At 51.7% G+C, this 14,693-nt stretch carries 17 protein-coding genes; 14 read left to right on the top strand and 3 right to left on the bottom strand.

Features of this window, described 5'->3' with window-relative positions:
* Positions 1-32 precede the first annotated feature (32 nt).
* The 3 genes from U9S71_RS04740 (at position 33) to U9S71_RS04730 (ending at position 1,792) form a co-directional block, all read left to right on the top strand.
* Positions 33-677 (top strand): sprT domain-containing protein, encoded by a 645-nt coding sequence (locus U9S71_RS04740; RefSeq protein WP_326325650.1) that lies wholly within the window; start codon positions 33-35, stop codon positions 675-677.
* Positions 678-781: 104 nt separating this feature from the next.
* A complete protein-coding gene (locus U9S71_RS04735) occupies positions 782-1,216 on the top strand; it encodes a hypothetical protein (RefSeq protein WP_326325649.1) in 435 nt (144 codons plus the stop codon).
* 144 nt (positions 1,217-1,360) lie between these two features.
* Positions 1,361-1,792 (top strand): CBS domain-containing protein, encoded by a 432-nt coding sequence (locus U9S71_RS04730; protein WP_326325647.1) that lies wholly within the window; start codon positions 1,361-1,363, stop codon positions 1,790-1,792.
* Positions 1,793-1,819: 27 nt separating this feature from the next.
* Here U9S71_RS04730 and U9S71_RS04725 read toward each other — a convergent pair whose 3' ends face one another.
* Positions 1,820-2,038 carry a hypothetical protein gene (locus U9S71_RS04725; protein ID WP_326325646.1) on the bottom strand — a complete coding sequence of 73 codons (219 nt, stop codon included), beginning with the start codon at positions 2,036-2,038 and terminating at the stop codon, positions 1,820-1,822.
* 386 nt (positions 2,039-2,424) lie between these two features.
* Here U9S71_RS04725 and U9S71_RS04720 point away from each other — a divergent pair, with 386 nt between their 5' ends.
* Both U9S71_RS04720 and U9S71_RS04715 read left to right on the top strand, forming a co-directional pair.
* Positions 2,425-2,577, top strand: coding sequence for a hypothetical protein (locus U9S71_RS04720; protein WP_326325645.1), 153 nt, complete (start codon positions 2,425-2,427; stop codon positions 2,575-2,577).
* A gap of 230 nt (positions 2,578-2,807) precedes the next feature.
* Positions 2,808-3,263: a GatB/YqeY domain-containing protein gene (locus U9S71_RS04715; protein WP_326325643.1), complete on the top strand. Its 456-nt coding sequence runs from the start codon at positions 2,808-2,810 to the stop codon at positions 3,261-3,263.
* On the opposite strand, the gene glsB is transcribed toward U9S71_RS04715, so the two are convergent.
* On the bottom strand, positions 3,249-4,211 hold the full coding sequence (glsB, locus tag U9S71_RS04710) for a glycine N(alpha)-acyltransferase GlsB (protein ID WP_326325642.1): 963 nt from the start codon (positions 4,209-4,211) through the stop codon (positions 3,249-3,251). The two genes, U9S71_RS04715 and glsB, sit on opposite strands and share 15 nt — an antisense overlap.
* Before the next feature lie 4 nt (positions 4,212-4,215).
* The gene (gene glsA / locus U9S71_RS04705) at positions 4,216-5,040 is read right to left on the bottom strand and encodes a lyso-glycine lipid O-acyltransferase GlsA (protein WP_326325640.1); all 825 of its coding nucleotides are present in this window, start codon (positions 5,038-5,040) and stop codon (positions 4,216-4,218) included.
* Positions 5,041-5,272: 232 nt separating this feature from the next.
* Here glsA and U9S71_RS04700 point away from each other — a divergent pair, with 232 nt between their 5' ends.
* The 9 genes from U9S71_RS04700 to U9S71_RS04660 all read left to right on the top strand — a co-directional run bounded on the left by U9S71_RS04700 (position 5,273) and on the right by U9S71_RS04660 (position 14,689).
* Positions 5,273-5,935 (top strand): CBS domain-containing protein, encoded by a 663-nt coding sequence (locus tag U9S71_RS04700; RefSeq protein WP_326325638.1) that lies wholly within the window; start codon positions 5,273-5,275, stop codon positions 5,933-5,935.
* 4 nt (positions 5,936-5,939) lie between these two features.
* Entirely contained in the window at positions 5,940-6,827 is an 888-nt protein-coding gene (locus U9S71_RS04695; RefSeq protein WP_326325637.1) for an NAD kinase, read from the top strand.
* Positions 6,828-6,892: 65 nt separating this feature from the next.
* The gene (gene porG, locus U9S71_RS04690) at positions 6,893-7,732 is read left to right on the top strand and encodes a type IX secretion system protein PorG (RefSeq protein WP_326325635.1); all 840 of its coding nucleotides are present in this window, start codon (positions 6,893-6,895) and stop codon (positions 7,730-7,732) included.
* A gap of 37 nt (positions 7,733-7,769) precedes the next feature.
* Positions 7,770-8,513: an undecaprenyl pyrophosphate synthase gene (gene uppS / locus U9S71_RS04685; protein ID WP_326325633.1), complete on the top strand. Its 744-nt coding sequence runs from the start codon at positions 7,770-7,772 to the stop codon at positions 8,511-8,513.
* Positions 8,514-8,570: 57 nt separating this feature from the next.
* The gene (gene bamA / locus U9S71_RS04680) at positions 8,571-11,126 is read left to right on the top strand and encodes an outer membrane protein assembly factor BamA (protein ID WP_326325632.1); all 2,556 of its coding nucleotides are present in this window, start codon (positions 8,571-8,573) and stop codon (positions 11,124-11,126) included.
* 76 nt (positions 11,127-11,202) lie between these two features.
* On the top strand, positions 11,203-11,739 hold the full coding sequence (locus tag U9S71_RS04675; RefSeq protein WP_326325631.1) for an OmpH/Skp family outer membrane protein: 537 nt from the start codon (positions 11,203-11,205) through the stop codon (positions 11,737-11,739).
* Between the two features lie 115 nt (positions 11,740-11,854).
* On the top strand, positions 11,855-12,412 hold the full coding sequence (locus U9S71_RS04670) for an OmpH/Skp family outer membrane protein (RefSeq protein WP_326325630.1): 558 nt from the start codon (positions 11,855-11,857) through the stop codon (positions 12,410-12,412).
* A 151-nt stretch (positions 12,413-12,563) separates the two neighbouring features.
* Positions 12,564-13,859, top strand: coding sequence for a (Fe-S)-binding protein (locus U9S71_RS04665; RefSeq protein WP_326325776.1), 1,296 nt, complete (start codon positions 12,564-12,566; stop codon positions 13,857-13,859).
* 38 nt (positions 13,860-13,897) lie between these two features.
* Positions 13,898-14,689 (top strand): (Fe-S)-binding protein, encoded by a 792-nt coding sequence (locus tag U9S71_RS04660; RefSeq protein ID WP_326325628.1) that lies wholly within the window; start codon positions 13,898-13,900, stop codon positions 14,687-14,689.
* The last annotated feature ends 4 nt before the right edge of the window (positions 14,690-14,693 follow it).

Genomic DNA, 14,693 nt, shown 5'->3' with positions numbered 1-14,693 from the left:
TGTTTGCCTATGATTACCGCCGCGTTTAGTGTATGTTTGCACCGATGCAGGACTTTAGCGCACAGCTACGTAAATACATGCCGGCTTCGGCTGCGCCGGTCATCTCGCGTTGGATCAACGACAGCGGGTGCCTGTTCCGCATCAGCCGGGGCCGCACCTCGAAATTCGGCGATTACCGGCCGCCGCATGGCGACAAGGGGCACCGCATCTCGGTGAACCATAACCTGAACCTCTATGCGTTCCTCATCACCACGGTGCACGAGTTCGCCCACCTGAAAACATGGAATGCCTACAAAAATAAGGTGAAACCCCATGGACCGGAGTGGAAGTCCGATTTCAGGGAGCTTATGCGCCCGTTCATCCAATCGGGCTTGTTCCCCGACGATATCCAGCAGGCCATCGTCCGCTACCTCGACAATCCGGCGGCATCCAGCTGCACGGACCTGCAGCTGTACCGCACACTGAAACGATACGACACACCGGACGGAGCGGCACAAACCGTGGAGCAGCTGCCCGAAGACACGGTCTTTGCACTGAAAAACGGCCGCGTATTCCAAAAAAAGGAACGGATAAGGAAACGCTACCGATGCATTGAGGTAAAAACCCAACGGATATACCTGTTTAGCCCGATAGCGGAAGTGATGGTTGTTGAACACCGGAAAGCGGATGGCGATTAAATAATTATTCCGTACTTTAGCGCCTATTAGACAACAGGTATAAGACGATAGACACAAGACACTTTCAGCTAAGTACTAAATACTAAATACTAAACACTAAAAAAATGTACACCGGATTCAAACACTTACACTCCACACTCGCTTACGTGCTGTTGGCGGGATTGCTCGTCTCCATTCTCTATGTCCTTTTTGCCTACCTGCAAAACAAAGGGTACAACCGCAAGATGGCGCTGCTAGGGTTGATATGCGCGCACGTGCAATTCGTGGTGGGCTTGGTCATTTATTTCATTTCGCCGTTGGGCATCCAAGCAGCCTCCGGCGAAGCCATGAAAATCAGCCTCTCGCGCCTGTACTTCCTCGAACACCCACTCATCATGTTGGTGGCCATCATCCTGATTACCGTGGGGTATTCAAAGGCTAAACGGCTCACCATAGCTAAAAAGCAGAACGGCACCGTACTGGCGTTTTACCTCATCGCGCTGGTGCTCATCCTCTCGCGCATCCCTTGGCACGTGTGGCCTGCGGGGATGGCCGGATAGGATAAATTAGGTTTTCTTCTGGATTTATGCTAACTTTATCGTGTGTTTGCGAAAACACCGATGATAACCGTTGTTGCCGTTTATGAAATTCATGCAGCGATCTCGCTGGTTTATAGAACTATCCAATAATATAAAGCAATGATCATGAAGTCCGTTAAGCACATCCTCCACAATAAACCGACTGTCGTACACGCGGTAAGTCCCGACGCTTCCGTGCTCGAAGCGCTGAAAATCATGATGGAGAAAAACATCAGCGCCCTCCTGGTGATGACCGAAAACGAGCAGTTGAAAGGGATTTTTACCGAACGGGATTACGCCCGTAAAATCATCCTGCAGGGAAAATCATCCAAAGATACGGCAATCAGCGAGGTGATGACGAGAGACCCGCACACCATCACACCGGATGAAGCGATTGATCAATGCATGCAGCTGATGACCAACAACCATTTCAGGCATTTGCCCGTATTGGAGGGTACCTTCGTAGTCGGCATTATTTCCATTGGCGATCTGGTCAAATCGATCATTGAGGACCAACAACAGACCATCTCGCAATTGCAAAGCTACATTACGAGTTAACAGGAAGTCGTTTAAGGGGAGTTCTCGTTATTTAATGATCCGGAACACCACGCGGAACACGATGAGCCAACCGATGGCCAATAAGACCCAAGATATACCGGAGAGCAGGGCGGAGTCTTGAACAAACCGTAAAAACGTACCGACCAAGCCTATCGCTACGGCGATAGCCAGTGTAACGTAATAGTGGGTTTCATTTGCGTTGTTTATGGTTTTCCGTGCTGGTCGCTTTTCTACTGTCGTTGACATGATAAATAACAATTTGCTGCCAAAATTAGCTAAAGTTGCTTTGATTTACAACTATATTTGTTTGAAATAAAAAACACCAGGTCTTTGATATGAGATGATTTTCTTTCTTGTGCCGCTCTATGCCGCGGGGGCATGTTACTTTATTCGCTATTTCGTTTAGCTTTAACGGTGCTCATGCTTTCGCTACACTCAGGTTGAAGCACCAAAAGTAACCAAAAGTGCTCGGCTTGCCTACGCCGTTGCAACCCGTTGCCGTCTGCGTTCAGCTGTTATCTTAGGATGGCTTCGCCCCAACGCATCCCGTCCCGCGCATGCTCGCCATGGGGTATGATGTGATCGGTGTTGAAGCATAGATTGGAGCGTAGATAGGTCTGTGATAGCTGCGTTTGGGTATTTGTAATCTCATCCATTCGGAGGCAGGATCGGCCTTGGCGCAGTTGGACGTGCAGGCCGTGGTGGTGCGTTGCAGCAACGATGGGGTACCCACACCAACAAGCGGAATCCCGCCATCGGGTGGGTCACGGGTGCAGGCGGCCTAGGGTTCGCGCCGTTGCACCAGCGCGCAGCCGGAACGACAAATGCGGCACAGCCTTGCCCTTTGGTTCTTTGGGGCAAGTCAAAGAACAGCGCCCTGTCGCGGCCAGCGACAAAAAGCCTTTCGCAAAGGCAACCAGCACCTCGCGCAGCGAGCAACCCATAAAACAGCCCTTCAATAATTCAGATTGCCGTCCTTATTTATTACCTTTGGAATTCCAAAAAAATCATTGAAATGGCTTTACAAGACACCATAGACCAAGCAATCAAGTCGGCCATGCTGGCCAAAGACAATAGCCGCCTCCGCGGCCTCCGTGCCATCAAAGCGGCTATCCTACTGGTCAAGACCGAAAAGGGGCCTTCCGAAACGCTGACCGAAGCAACGGAAATCAGCGTACTGCAAAAGCTGGCGAAGCAACGCCGGGAGTCGGCCGAAATCTACCAGCAGCAAAGCCGCGACGACCTCTACACCATCGAGATGGAAGAATTGTCCGTCATCGAAGAATACCTACCCAAGCAGCTCAGCCAGGGCGAGGTAGAAGAGATCGTGAAGCAGATCATTGCCGAAACCGGCGCAACAGGCCCAAAAGAAATGGGTAAAGTAATGGGATTGGCCAATCAACGGCTAGCCGGAAAGGCCGATGGCAAAACCATATCTGCCATCGCCAAAGCGCTCCTAGCCGGAGGTTAAGTGGCGGGTACCAAAGTCCTTATCCCGCTCATATGTGGAGATATGGCGCTCTTTCTTGCTTTCGAAGATATCATCGATGGTAATCATGATGCCGGTTTCCTCCACGGTGCCAAACTCGTCGTTGATGGCCGTGCCGAACGTCATCATCGTGGACGACAGGTTCATGTACGTATTGATTAACGGTGGGATGTTTTCGCCCAGCGCCCGCACGCGGCTATTCAGCAGCTTATACCCTTCTTTGTACTCCAGTCCGTCGAAAGCGTGATCGAACGTCGCTTCGTCGCTGTAGTAGTGTAGCGGCTTGATGGGCCACACCAGCTGTTCACGATCGGGAAAATAGTGGTTCATGAAATAAATCAGCAGGTCGCGCGCCTCGCGGTTATAATGCGGGTACATCGTTACCTTGCCGAACAAATACTTCACATCGGGATTGAGCTTCACCACAGCACCCAGGCCATCCCAGAGGTTATCCAACGAAAATAAGCCTTTGCGGTTATCTTTGGCCGGTTGGTATTTGGGCTGCACAAATGATCGGCCGAGCTCAATGGTATAGGGCAGGTATTCGTCGATAAATTTGGGCGAGAAGTGGAAATAATGGGCAGTGGAAAGGTTGATCTCGCCGTGGCCATTCACCCCCACATCCTTGCATCTGATCAGCCGGTAACCGGCAATGATTTCCTCATCTTCGGGATTCCATGCAATCAGCTGGTCGTAGGCATCATCGCCCGTGTCGTTCTCATCGAGATCCAGCGCCAAGCCAGTGCCTCCACCGGCAGCCCGGAAGGTCACTTCCCGCAATCGCCCGATTTCACGCACGGCGTGCGGTGCATGGCGATGGTTTACCAAATAGATTTCATTATTGCCATTATTGGTATAGCGGATAAATGCCTCTTGGGTAAGCTCCTTCTTGATTAAATTGCTGTCAACAGGTGCTATGATCTCTTGCATATCGTTAGTTTTCAGGAGCTAAATTGTATACTGTCTGCTTAACTTCATCAGCCCACTCCTTTTCACTTTTAGAGCTGTCAAAATAAGTATAAGATATTGGTTTTCCTACACGGATGGTCACTTTTTTGTTTTTCTGCTTAAAAAGTTCATCCGCGAGGTAAAACATTTCAATGTTGGTTTTCACACCAACTGATTCCCGCAAGCGAGCGAAATTATAAAAAAAGCTCGAATTTTTCCCATCAATATAAACAGGCACGACGTCACGATGGTATTTTTTAGCTTTAACGATAAAGCTTTTCTTCCATTCGAGGTCGGCGATTTTGCCATTCCGCTTGCGCGATACCAGTCCGGCGGGAAACACCAGCAACGCCTGGTCTTGGGCATACGCTTCTTCGATCTGCCGGATGCCCTGCCGCCCCTGGGCGCCATGCTTGTTTACCCCTACAAACAGGGGTTGCAGGTTTTTGATGTTGAGTAGGATATCGTTGACGAGGAACTTGATATCTTGGCGGTATTTCCCCAGTGCATGCATGAATGCCACGCCATCCAGGCCGCCCAACGGGTGGTTGGATGCAAAAATGACACCGCCCGTCCGTGGGATGTGTTCTTCGCCGGTCAGCTCCACGATAACCCCCAGTTCGCCGATGAGCGCATCGACGAATTCGAGCCCATGCAAATGGCCGATATGATCCATTACGCGGTTGATGTCATCTTCGCGCACCACGCGCTCGATGTAACGCAACACAAACCGGGGCATCCAACGCAGCAATGCCGGATTCTTCTTCCGGATGACGTCGCGGACGACGATGTATTTCTCTCTGTTTTCCACAACTACCTTCTCTCTACATGGTTTTCCGACGGGCAGTGCCGCCAGAAATCAATATAGCAGCCAAAAGTAGCAAAAGTTCCGAAATTGTTGCGTGCTCAATAAAAAAACAGAATTTAGTCGTTGAAATCGCGAAAAGCGACTATTTTTGGCAAGCGGATGAATTTACATTAAACGATTATGCATTTCAATCGTTTAATAAATAAACAGGCGCGAAGGAGGTGGAACAACGATTATGAATATAGGCCAAGTGATAACCGACCGTAACTACGCGGTGACACCCACGGACAGCAAACGTTTCGTCTTGGACAAAATGGCCGATTTGCGGTTGACGCAACTGCCGGTCGTAAAAGATGATGCTTTTATGGGGCTCGTTTCATATGAATCGCTATCGGGGGGGGAGCACATGGCGGAACGCATTGAGCAATTGGGTGTCGCCTACCAGCCGGCACACCTGTTCGACACCCAGCACATCTACGATGCTGTTTTGTTTTTTCAGATCCACCCGATCGACCTGTTGCCGGTGCTCGATGAGGAACACCTTTACCTGGGCGCGCTGACCCCGCTCGATGTGATCGACGCCCTGGGGCAGACCATGTCGGTTAATCACCCGGGCGGCATCATCATCCTGGAAATGGGTAACCGCGATAATGCGTTATCGCACATTGCCCATATCGTCGAAGCGGAGAACACACAGATACTCAGCTCGTACGTACGGATGTTTACCGACTCTTCCCGGCTGGAGGTGACCATCAAGGTGAATACGGCAGACATCTCGTCTATCGTGGCCGCGTTCCTGCGGCACGACTATACCGTTAAATCAACATACAACGACGAAAATAGCCGCGACAACTCACGCGACCGCTATGCGCAGTTGATGAACTATATCAATATGTAATACCATGAAGATAGCGGTTTACGGGAGGGAATTCCAACCGTCGGTGATTCCTTATGTACAACATTTATTTGACTCATTGACCGCCAAAGGCGCGGAGCTGTGGATATATGGCGCGTTTTACGACTTCCTGGATCAACAGCAAGTGGTTTGTCCGCAGCCGCTGAATACCTACAACGCGAAGGACGGATTGCCCGGCGATGTGGGCTTCATGCTCAGCCTGGGCGGCGACGGCACCATGTTGGCGGCGGTATCTATCGTGGGCGACTCGGGCATCCCCGTAGCGGGCATCAACTTCGGCAGGCTCGGCTTTTTGGCCGATATCAGCAAGGACGACATCGATGCCGCCATGGACGCCATCCTACGCGAGGATTACGACATCCAGCAACGGACGCTGGTATCGGTGGAGTCGACGCAGACCAACCTGTTTGGCGGAGACCATTTTGCGCTCAACGATGTGACGCTCTTCAAATCGGATAGTTCGGCCATGATTACCATAAACGCCCATGTAAATGGTGAGCTGCTGAATGCTTACTGGGCCGATGGCATTATCGTGGCTACCCCTACGGGGTCTACGGCCTACTCGCTGAGCTGCGGTGGGCCCATCCTTATGCCGGGAAGCGGCAACTTCGTGATTACGCCAATCTCGCCACATAACCTCAACGTGCGACCTGTGGTGATTTCCGACGAAGTGGAACTGCGGCTCGACATCGAAAGCCGGAGTGGTAAATTCCTGCTGTCGTGCGATTCGAAAACCACGGCGGTGTCGTCAGCTATACGGCTGACGGTACGCAAGGCCCCCTACCAAGCCAAGCTGATACGGCTGAAAAACTACCGCTATTTTTCCACCCTGCGCAATAAGCTGCTGTGGGGACTGGATGCGCGGAATTATTAGGAGACAATAGACTTTAGACAAGAGACTTTAGACAAAAGATTAAAGACCGAAGACTGACAACAAAAATGCTTAGAGGAATCACCACCGTATGTTTTATCTTTTTGTTTTCCATCGCCAGCGCGCAAGAATGGGAGCTGGGGTTGCAGGGGGGTGCATCGGGTTATATGGGTGATATCAATCCCGAAAACCCGCTGAGATTCAACGATTGGGCGGCAGGTGCTTTCGTCAAGTATAACCTCAACCACACCTGGGGTATACGGGGCAATTTTGCGTATGCGAATACGTATGGGCACGACCGGCATTCGCGGGTGCAACAGCGCCGGAACCGAAACCTTGGGTTCTTCGGACCGATCATGGAAGCATCGGCCGTGGTGGATTTCAACTTCTTCAAATGGCTGCCGCAGCGGGGACGGATTGTATATACGCCGTATATTTTTGCGGGCATCGGCGTGGTTTCTTTCGACCCGAAGTGGTACGTGCCCTCGGCGACAGGCGGGTCGCCCGAGAAGGTGTCTCTCCGGGAAATGCGTACCGAGTATAACGTAACGGAAAACCCCGACATGTATGCACAATTCGCGTACTCCATCCCCTTCGGGGCCGGCTTTAAATATAACCTCCGCGGACCGTGGTCGGTGGGTGTGGAGCTGGGCTACCGCCTCACGCTGACGGACTACCTCGACGACGTGAGCGGGAATTACTCGAACGTTTCGACCACGTCGCCCATCTTACCCTTCTTGTCGCCGGACCGGAGCGTCAGCGATTGGGAATACCTCGCCTACCGCAATTCACCAAACGCCACCGCCAACACCCAGCGCGGCGATGGGCGCCCATACGATTCGTTTATGACCGTGGGCATTACCCTTTCTTATACCATCTTCAAAGGCGGTTGCCCGGAGTGGCAGTAAGTCCTCAAAAAAATCTTAACTTTGCGCCAAATTAAGAATGGACATTAAGGACACGATTGATAAAGCAAGGCTGCCGGAGCATGTGGCCATCATCATGGATGGAAATGGACGATGGGCCAAGGAGCGCGGAAAGTTGCGGGTATTTGGCCATAAGAACGGCGTTAAAGCCGTGCGCGATACGGTGGAAGGGGCTGTGGAAATCGGCATCAAGTACCTTACGCTCTATGCCTTCTCTACAGAAAACTGGAACCGCCCGAAGCTCGAGGTGTCTGCATTGATGGAACTGCTGGTCAATACGATCAACAAAGAGACGAAAACGCTGATGGACAACGGTGTGAAGCTCAACGCCATCGGGAACCTCGACCAACTGCCACCGAAATGCTATGCCCGCCTGCAGGAGGCCATGGAAAAAACAGCGAACAACACGAACTGTACACTCACCCTCGCACTGAGTTACAGCGCACGGTGGGAAATTACGGAAGCCGCACGGCAGCTGGCACGGCAAGTACAGTCGGGCGACCTATCCCCCGATGATATCGACGAAAACCGCGTAGCCCAACAGCTGACCACGAGCGGCATGCCCGATCCGGAACTGATGATCCGGACCAGCGGCGAGCAGCGCATCAGCAATTACCTGCTGTGGCAACTGGCCTACGCCGAGCTTTATTTTACCGACAAGATGTGGCCCGAATTTAGGCGGGATGACCTGTTTGAAGCCCTGGCCACCTATCAAAACCGGGAGCGGCGCTTCGGACTAACCAGCGAACAATTGGGAAAATAACCTTTTAACAAAAATTAACAACTGTTTCCCGTACTTTAGCGGCGATAAATTAGATAGATGAAGCGAATACCTCTTTTTATACTCATTACCCTATTGGCAACAGGGAGTACGATGGCCCAACAGCGCGGTGTACCCGTAGGTGATTCCGACGAATTCAGCTACCTCAATCCACAGAATTACATCATCGGTGGGATAACGATCAGTGGCACGGAATACCTGGATAACGATGTGCTGATCACCATATCCAAATTGGTCGTCGGCTCGCGTATCGAAGTACCCAGCGACGTCACCTCGAACGTGGTGAAAAACCTGATGGACCAGGGGCTCTTTGACGAAGTGGAGCTCTACGCGGATGCGGTAAAAGGCGATTCGATCTTCTTCAACATCCACGTGGTGGAACGTCCGCGCCTAACACGCATTGATATCGAAGGGCTTAGCAAAACCCAAACCGAAGAGGTGCGGAAGCAGCTCAACGAAAACACGGGCAAAATTGTCAACCAGAACCTGATGAACACCACCCGGAACACGATTACCCGTTACCTGAGTGAAAAAGGGTACCTATACCCTGAAATCACGATGGCACCCGTGAAAGACTCGGCACAGGTAAACAACCAGATACTCGTGGTCAATGTAGACCGCAACCGCAAAGTACGGGCACACCGCATCAATTTCACAGGCAACGAGGACTTTTCGCAGCGCCAGCTCCGTAAATTTTTTAAGGGTGTGCGGCAACGTACGTGGTGGCGCATTACCGGTCCGGGTAAATTCAAGGCCGAAAAATACGAAGAGGCCAAAGACAACCTCATCGCCAAAATGCACGAACACGGCTACCGCGATGCGGAAATCCTGCGGGATACGTTCTATAAGCACAATGAGCGGAATGTCATCGTGGATATCGACCTGTATGAAGGACCGAAATATTACTTCGGCAACATCGCCTGGCAGGGCAATGCCAAATATTCGGACTCCATACTGAATGTGATCCTGGGCATCAAAAAGGGCGAGGTATTCAGTGAGGAGAAGCTCAACACCAAGTTGATGGGCCCCACCCGTAACAGCGACGACATTTCGTCGCTATACCTCAACGACGGCTACCTTACTTTTACGGTAGATCCGGTACAAACACGGATATATAGCGATACGATTGACCTGGACCTCCGCATTTACGAGGGGGCGCAGTTCACCATCAACAACATCATCCTGAAGGGTAACGATGTAACCAACGACCGCGTACTACTGCGTGAAATACACACCAAACCCGGCCAGAAGTTCTCCAAAGAGCTGCTGATGCGCAGTACCCGGCAAATTGCCCAATTGGGTAACTTTGATGAGCAAAAGACAAACCCCGTACCGACGAATCTCAACCATGCCGAAGGGACGGTGGATATTGAGTATAACGTGGTCGAAAAACCCGCCGACCAGGTGGAACTCTCGGGTGGTTTCGGCGCCGGCCAGGTAATCGGTACACTGGGACTTTCATTCAACAACTTCTCTACGCGCAACTTCTTCGACAAAAGTGCGTGGAAGCCGTTGCCGCGGGGCGATGGCCAAAAGCTGAGCATCCGCGGGCAGACCAGCGGCAAGCGCTATCAGTCATACAGCTTCTCTTTTTCTGAGCCTTGGCTGGGCGGTAAGAAACCCATTTATTTCGGTGTAAGTGCTTTTACCTCGTCTTCGTCTTACGGCGGGTTCGATTGGATGACCGGGCGGCAGGTTGTTAGCGATAGCGAGCTGAACCGGATATGGATGAATGGGGTAACCGTGAGCCTCGGTAAGCGCCTGCAATGGCCCGACAACTATTTCCAGTTGAACTACTCGTTGGGTTTCCAGCAGTATAAGCTGCAGAATTATCCAGGCTTCCTGTTTGAAAACGGCAAGTCGTACAACATCAACCTGACGCAGGAGATTAGCCGCAACTCGGTGGATCAGCCGATATATCCGACCTCGGGTTCGCACCTGAAGTTGACCATACAGGTAACGCCCCCCTACTCGGCTTTCAACAACATCAACTACCCCACAGCGCCCGACGAACAGCGTTATAAGTGGACGGAATACCACAAATGGAAATTCGATTCGCAATGGTACACCCGTATTGCTGGTAAACTGGTGCTGAAGGCGCAGGCACAATTCGGTTTCCTGGGTTCTTATACCAGTGCCACGGGACAGTCGGCTTTCGAACGGTTCAAACTGGGTGGCGATGGGATGATGGGCTTCGACTTCCTGCAAGGGTCTGAAATCATCGCCATGCGTGGCTATGCCAACGGCATGGTGGTTCCCGATGGTTCCGACGTCGGTATCGCCCGCAACTCGGGTAGCCCCATTTACAACAAATACCAGTTGGAACTGCGCCATCCGGTGATGCTGAATGACCAAGCCACCGTATTCGTGCTGGCCTTCGCCGAAGGCGGTAACACGTGGAATAACTTCCGCGATTTCAACCCCTTCAAAGTACGCCGGTCGGTCGGTGTAGGCGCCCGTATCTTCCTGCCGATCTTCGGATTGCTGGGTATCGATTACGGCCATGCCTTCGACCCGATACCGGGCGTTCCGTCGAGCACATGGCGGCAGAACTTCACGTTCAGCATCATGCAGCAAATGGGCGGTTTCAACTAAATATAGGTGATATTAAAAAAAATGGAATTACTTTTGCAGTTGTTATATTCCATTACCAACGTATAGTATGATGAGCATGAAAAAATTAGTAGGTATATTGGTGCTGTCCGTAGTAGCTTCTTCGGCAGCCATGGCCCAGCGGTTTGCTTATGTGGATACCGAGTACATCCTGAAACATATTCCGGAGTACCTCGCGGCACAGAAACAACTGGATGCCCTCTCGGTGCAATGGCAGGAAGAGGTAGATAATCGGTTTGCCGACATCGAAACCCTCTACAAAAAATATCAGGAAGACCAAGTACTGCTCAGTGAAGAGATGCGCCGCAAGCGCGAAGATGAAATTGTATTGAAAGAACAGGAAGCACGGGAATTCCAACGGCAGAAATTCGGCTTTGAGGGCGACCTTTTCCAGGAGCGCATTGCGCTCATCCAGCCTATCCAAGACCGGGTGGCCCAGGCGATACAGACCATCGCCACGGACCAGAGTTTGGATATCGTACTGGATAAAGGAAGCGAAGTGACGTTCCTCTATGCCAACCCACGGTTGGATAAAAGCGATGATGTAATTACCCGGTTAGGATATAAACCTGACCCTTCACTTGCGGATGAGTAATCTGTTTCGTATCATTGCGCAACTTTTTTGAAAAATTAAAGAATAATTAGACTTATAATCACAACAAGGGGAAGAACAACCCTGAAACAACAAGTAAAAAATCAAAATGAATAGCATGAAAAATTTGTTTAAAGGTGCAGTGGTGGTTGCGGTGCTGTTTTTATCAACCGGACTGGTAAGCGCGCAGCAGAAGATAGGCCATATCAATTCCAATGATATCATCCAAGCCATGCCTGAATTCGCATCAGCCCAGACGGTGTTTGAAAACCTCCAGAAATCAAAAGAAGGTGAATTGCAGAAAATGGGCGAGGCGCACGACCAGAAATTGCAACAATTTCAACAACTGCAACGTAACCGTAGCGAAGCTAATAAAGATTCGATCGACGCCGAAATGCAAAAAATAGGCGCGGAGTTGCAAGAGCTGCAACGGCGCATCCAGGAAGTGCAACAAATCGCACAGGAAGAACTGCAGAAGAAAAATGAAGAGCTTTTTGCCCCCATTATCCAGAAGGCTAACACAGCGATACAAGGCGTGGCCAAAGAAAAAGGATATGCATATGTATTTGACATTGCCAATCCGGGCATCTCGTATTTCGCGGGTGGCGATGACCTGACAACCGACGTAAAAACGAAATTAGGCATCACGGCAACCGCAACTCCTGCGGCGCCGTAACAGCGAGCTGAACAATAACAGAAAGCGGAATGTGGATACACGTTCCGCTTTTTTTATTTAATCCTTCTAAATAATTTATTATGCTTGCATAGTATTATGAATTGCTTACCTTCGCAATAGGCGCCATTGTACGCATATAAACTTCTTTATGATGATAAGCCAAGCTGTTTTCGGAATCGTATTGCTGGCGGCCATCGCGTTGGCTGCCTATAATGCGCGAAAGATCATCGCCAACATCCGGATGGGCAGGGCCGAACCACGCCATGACCAACCGGGCCGCCGCCTGAAAACGATGCTGCTGGTGGCGTTCGGGCAGAAAAAAATGTTCAAGCGGCCCTTCGCCGCACTGCTGCATCTGTTTGTCTACCTGGGTTTCTGCATCATCAATATCGAGATGCTCGAAATCGTCATCGACGGGCTGTTCGGCACCCACCGAGCCTTTGCTGGACTGGGGGTATTTTATGCGTTCCTCATCGCGGCGTTCGAATGGCTCGCCCTCGCGGTGCTGGCCGGGTGTGTGATTTTCCTTACCCGGCGCAATATCGCCCGCGTAAAGCGCTTTTTCGGCACGGAGATGACCCCATGGCCGCGCACCGATGCCAACCTTATCCTCGTTGCCGAAATACTGCTGATGGCAGCGTTTCTGACCATGAATGCGGCCGACTACAAGCTACAGCTCCTGGGTGCTGCACATTATACGCAGGCCGGTGCATTTCCGGTAAGTGGCTGGCTGCTGCCGGTACTCCCCGACAGCATGACGTCACTCATCGCGGTTGAACGGGCTTGCTGGTGGTTCCACATCATCGGCGTGCTGGCTTTCCTCAACTACCTCCCCTACTCCAAGCACCTGCATATCCTGTTGGCATTTCCCAACACCTATTTTTCGAACCTGTATCCCAAGGGCCGCTTTACCAATATGGACAGTGTAACCAACGAGGTGAAAGCCATGCTCGACCCGGCTTATACGCCCAGCGAGGCGGATGTGCCCGCGCGGTTCGGCGCGAAAGACGTGCAGGACCTGACCTGGAAAAACCTGTTGGATGCCTACACGTGTACGGAGTGCGGGCGGTGCACATCGGTGTGCCCGGCAAATCTGACAGGCAAACTGCTGTCGCCCCGCAAAATCATGATGGATACGCGCGACCGGATGGTAGAGATGGGTAAAAATACCCGCAGGAATAAAAAGACTGCCGACGACGGTAAATCCCTGCTCGACGATTACATCACCCGCGAGGAAATATGGGCCTGTACCACGTGCAACGCCTGTGTGGAAGCCTGCCCCGTGAACATCAATCCGCTGGAAATCATCGTGGAACTGCGCCGTTATGCCGTAATGGAGGAATCGAAAGCACCAGCTAGCTTGAACGCGATGTTTGGCAATATGGAAAATAATGGGGCACCATGGAAATATGCGCAGGCCGACCGGGGGAATTGGAGGAGCTTGTGAACTTGTGAGGATGTGGACTTGTGAGCTTGATAACTTATATGACTGAACTACATATACCAACGATGGCCGAACTGGTGGCCAAAGGCGAGACGGCCGACATCCTCTTCTGGGTGGGCTGCGCGGGTAGTTTCGATGAGCGTGCACAACGGATCACACGCGACATCTGCAAGATATTGCAGCACGTCGGCATGCGGTATGCAATTTTGGGTGTGGAAGAGAGCTGCACCGGCGATCCGGCGAAACGGGCGGGCAACGAGTTCCTTTTCCAAATGCAGGCAATGGCCAACATCCAGTTACTCAACGGCTATGAGGTAAAGAAAATCGTGACGGCCTGCCCCCACTGCTTCAACACCATCAAGAACGAATACCCCGATGTGGGTGGTCATTACGAGGTTATCCACCATACGCAATTGATCCAGCAATTGATCGACGATGGGAAGCTGAAAGCCGCGGGTGGTGAGTCGTTCAAGGGGCGGCGTATCACCTACCACGACCCCTGCTACCTCGGTCGCGGCAATGGCGTGTACGAAGCGCCCAGGAAGGCACTCGAAAAACTGGATGCACAACTGGTGGAGATGAAACGTTGCCGCAGCAATGGTCTCTGCTGCGGGGCCGGTGGAGCGCAGATGTTCAAGGAACCCGAGAATGGCAACAAGGATATCAACGTGGAACGCGTGGAAGAGGCCCTCGAAACACAACCCGAGATCATTGCTGCGGCGTGCCCGTTCTGCATGACCATGCTGCGCGATGGCGTGAAGGCCAAAGAGAAGGAGCAGGAGGTAGAAGTGCTCGATATCGCCGAAATAACGGCGCGGGCGAATGGGTTGTGACGTC

Source organism: Parapedobacter flavus (assembly GCF_035818675.1).
Lineage (GTDB): Bacteria > Bacteroidota > Bacteroidia > Sphingobacteriales > Sphingobacteriaceae > Parapedobacter > Parapedobacter flavus.
This window is presented reverse-complemented; position numbering and strand designations above follow the sequence as displayed.

Bases quoted from the DNA above. Each gene is read 5' to 3' on its own strand.
- U9S71_RS04740 (WP_326325650.1), top strand. From the start codon at position 33: ATGTTTGCACCGATGCAGGACTTTAGCGCACAGCTACGTAAATACATG.
- U9S71_RS04735 (WP_326325649.1), top strand. From the start codon at position 782: ATGTACACCGGATTCAAACACTTACACTCCACACTCGCTTACGTGCTG.
- U9S71_RS04730 (WP_326325647.1), top strand. From the start codon at position 1,361: ATGAAGTCCGTTAAGCACATCCTCCACAATAAACCGACTGTCGTACAC.
- U9S71_RS04725 (WP_326325646.1), bottom strand. From the start codon at position 2,038: ATGTCAACGACAGTAGAAAAGCGACCAGCACGGAAAACCATAAACAAC.
- U9S71_RS04715 (WP_326325643.1), top strand. From the start codon at position 2,808: ATGGCTTTACAAGACACCATAGACCAAGCAATCAAGTCGGCCATGCTG.
- glsB (WP_326325642.1), bottom strand. From the start codon at position 4,211: ATGCAAGAGATCATAGCACCTGTTGACAGCAATTTAATCAAGAAGGAG.
- U9S71_RS04700 (WP_326325638.1), top strand. From the start codon at position 5,273: ATGAATATAGGCCAAGTGATAACCGACCGTAACTACGCGGTGACACCC.
- U9S71_RS04695 (WP_326325637.1), top strand. From the start codon at position 5,940: ATGAAGATAGCGGTTTACGGGAGGGAATTCCAACCGTCGGTGATTCCT.
- porG (WP_326325635.1), top strand. From the start codon at position 6,893: ATGCTTAGAGGAATCACCACCGTATGTTTTATCTTTTTGTTTTCCATC.
- uppS (WP_326325633.1), top strand. From the start codon at position 7,770: ATGGACATTAAGGACACGATTGATAAAGCAAGGCTGCCGGAGCATGTG.
- bamA (WP_326325632.1), top strand. From the start codon at position 8,571: ATGAAGCGAATACCTCTTTTTATACTCATTACCCTATTGGCAACAGGG.
- U9S71_RS04675 (WP_326325631.1), top strand. From the start codon at position 11,203: ATGAAAAAATTAGTAGGTATATTGGTGCTGTCCGTAGTAGCTTCTTCG.
- U9S71_RS04670 (WP_326325630.1), top strand. From the start codon at position 11,855: ATGAAAAATTTGTTTAAAGGTGCAGTGGTGGTTGCGGTGCTGTTTTTA.
- U9S71_RS04665 (WP_326325776.1), top strand. From the start codon at position 12,564: ATGATAAGCCAAGCTGTTTTCGGAATCGTATTGCTGGCGGCCATCGCG.
- U9S71_RS04660 (WP_326325628.1), top strand. From the start codon at position 13,898: ATGACTGAACTACATATACCAACGATGGCCGAACTGGTGGCCAAAGGC.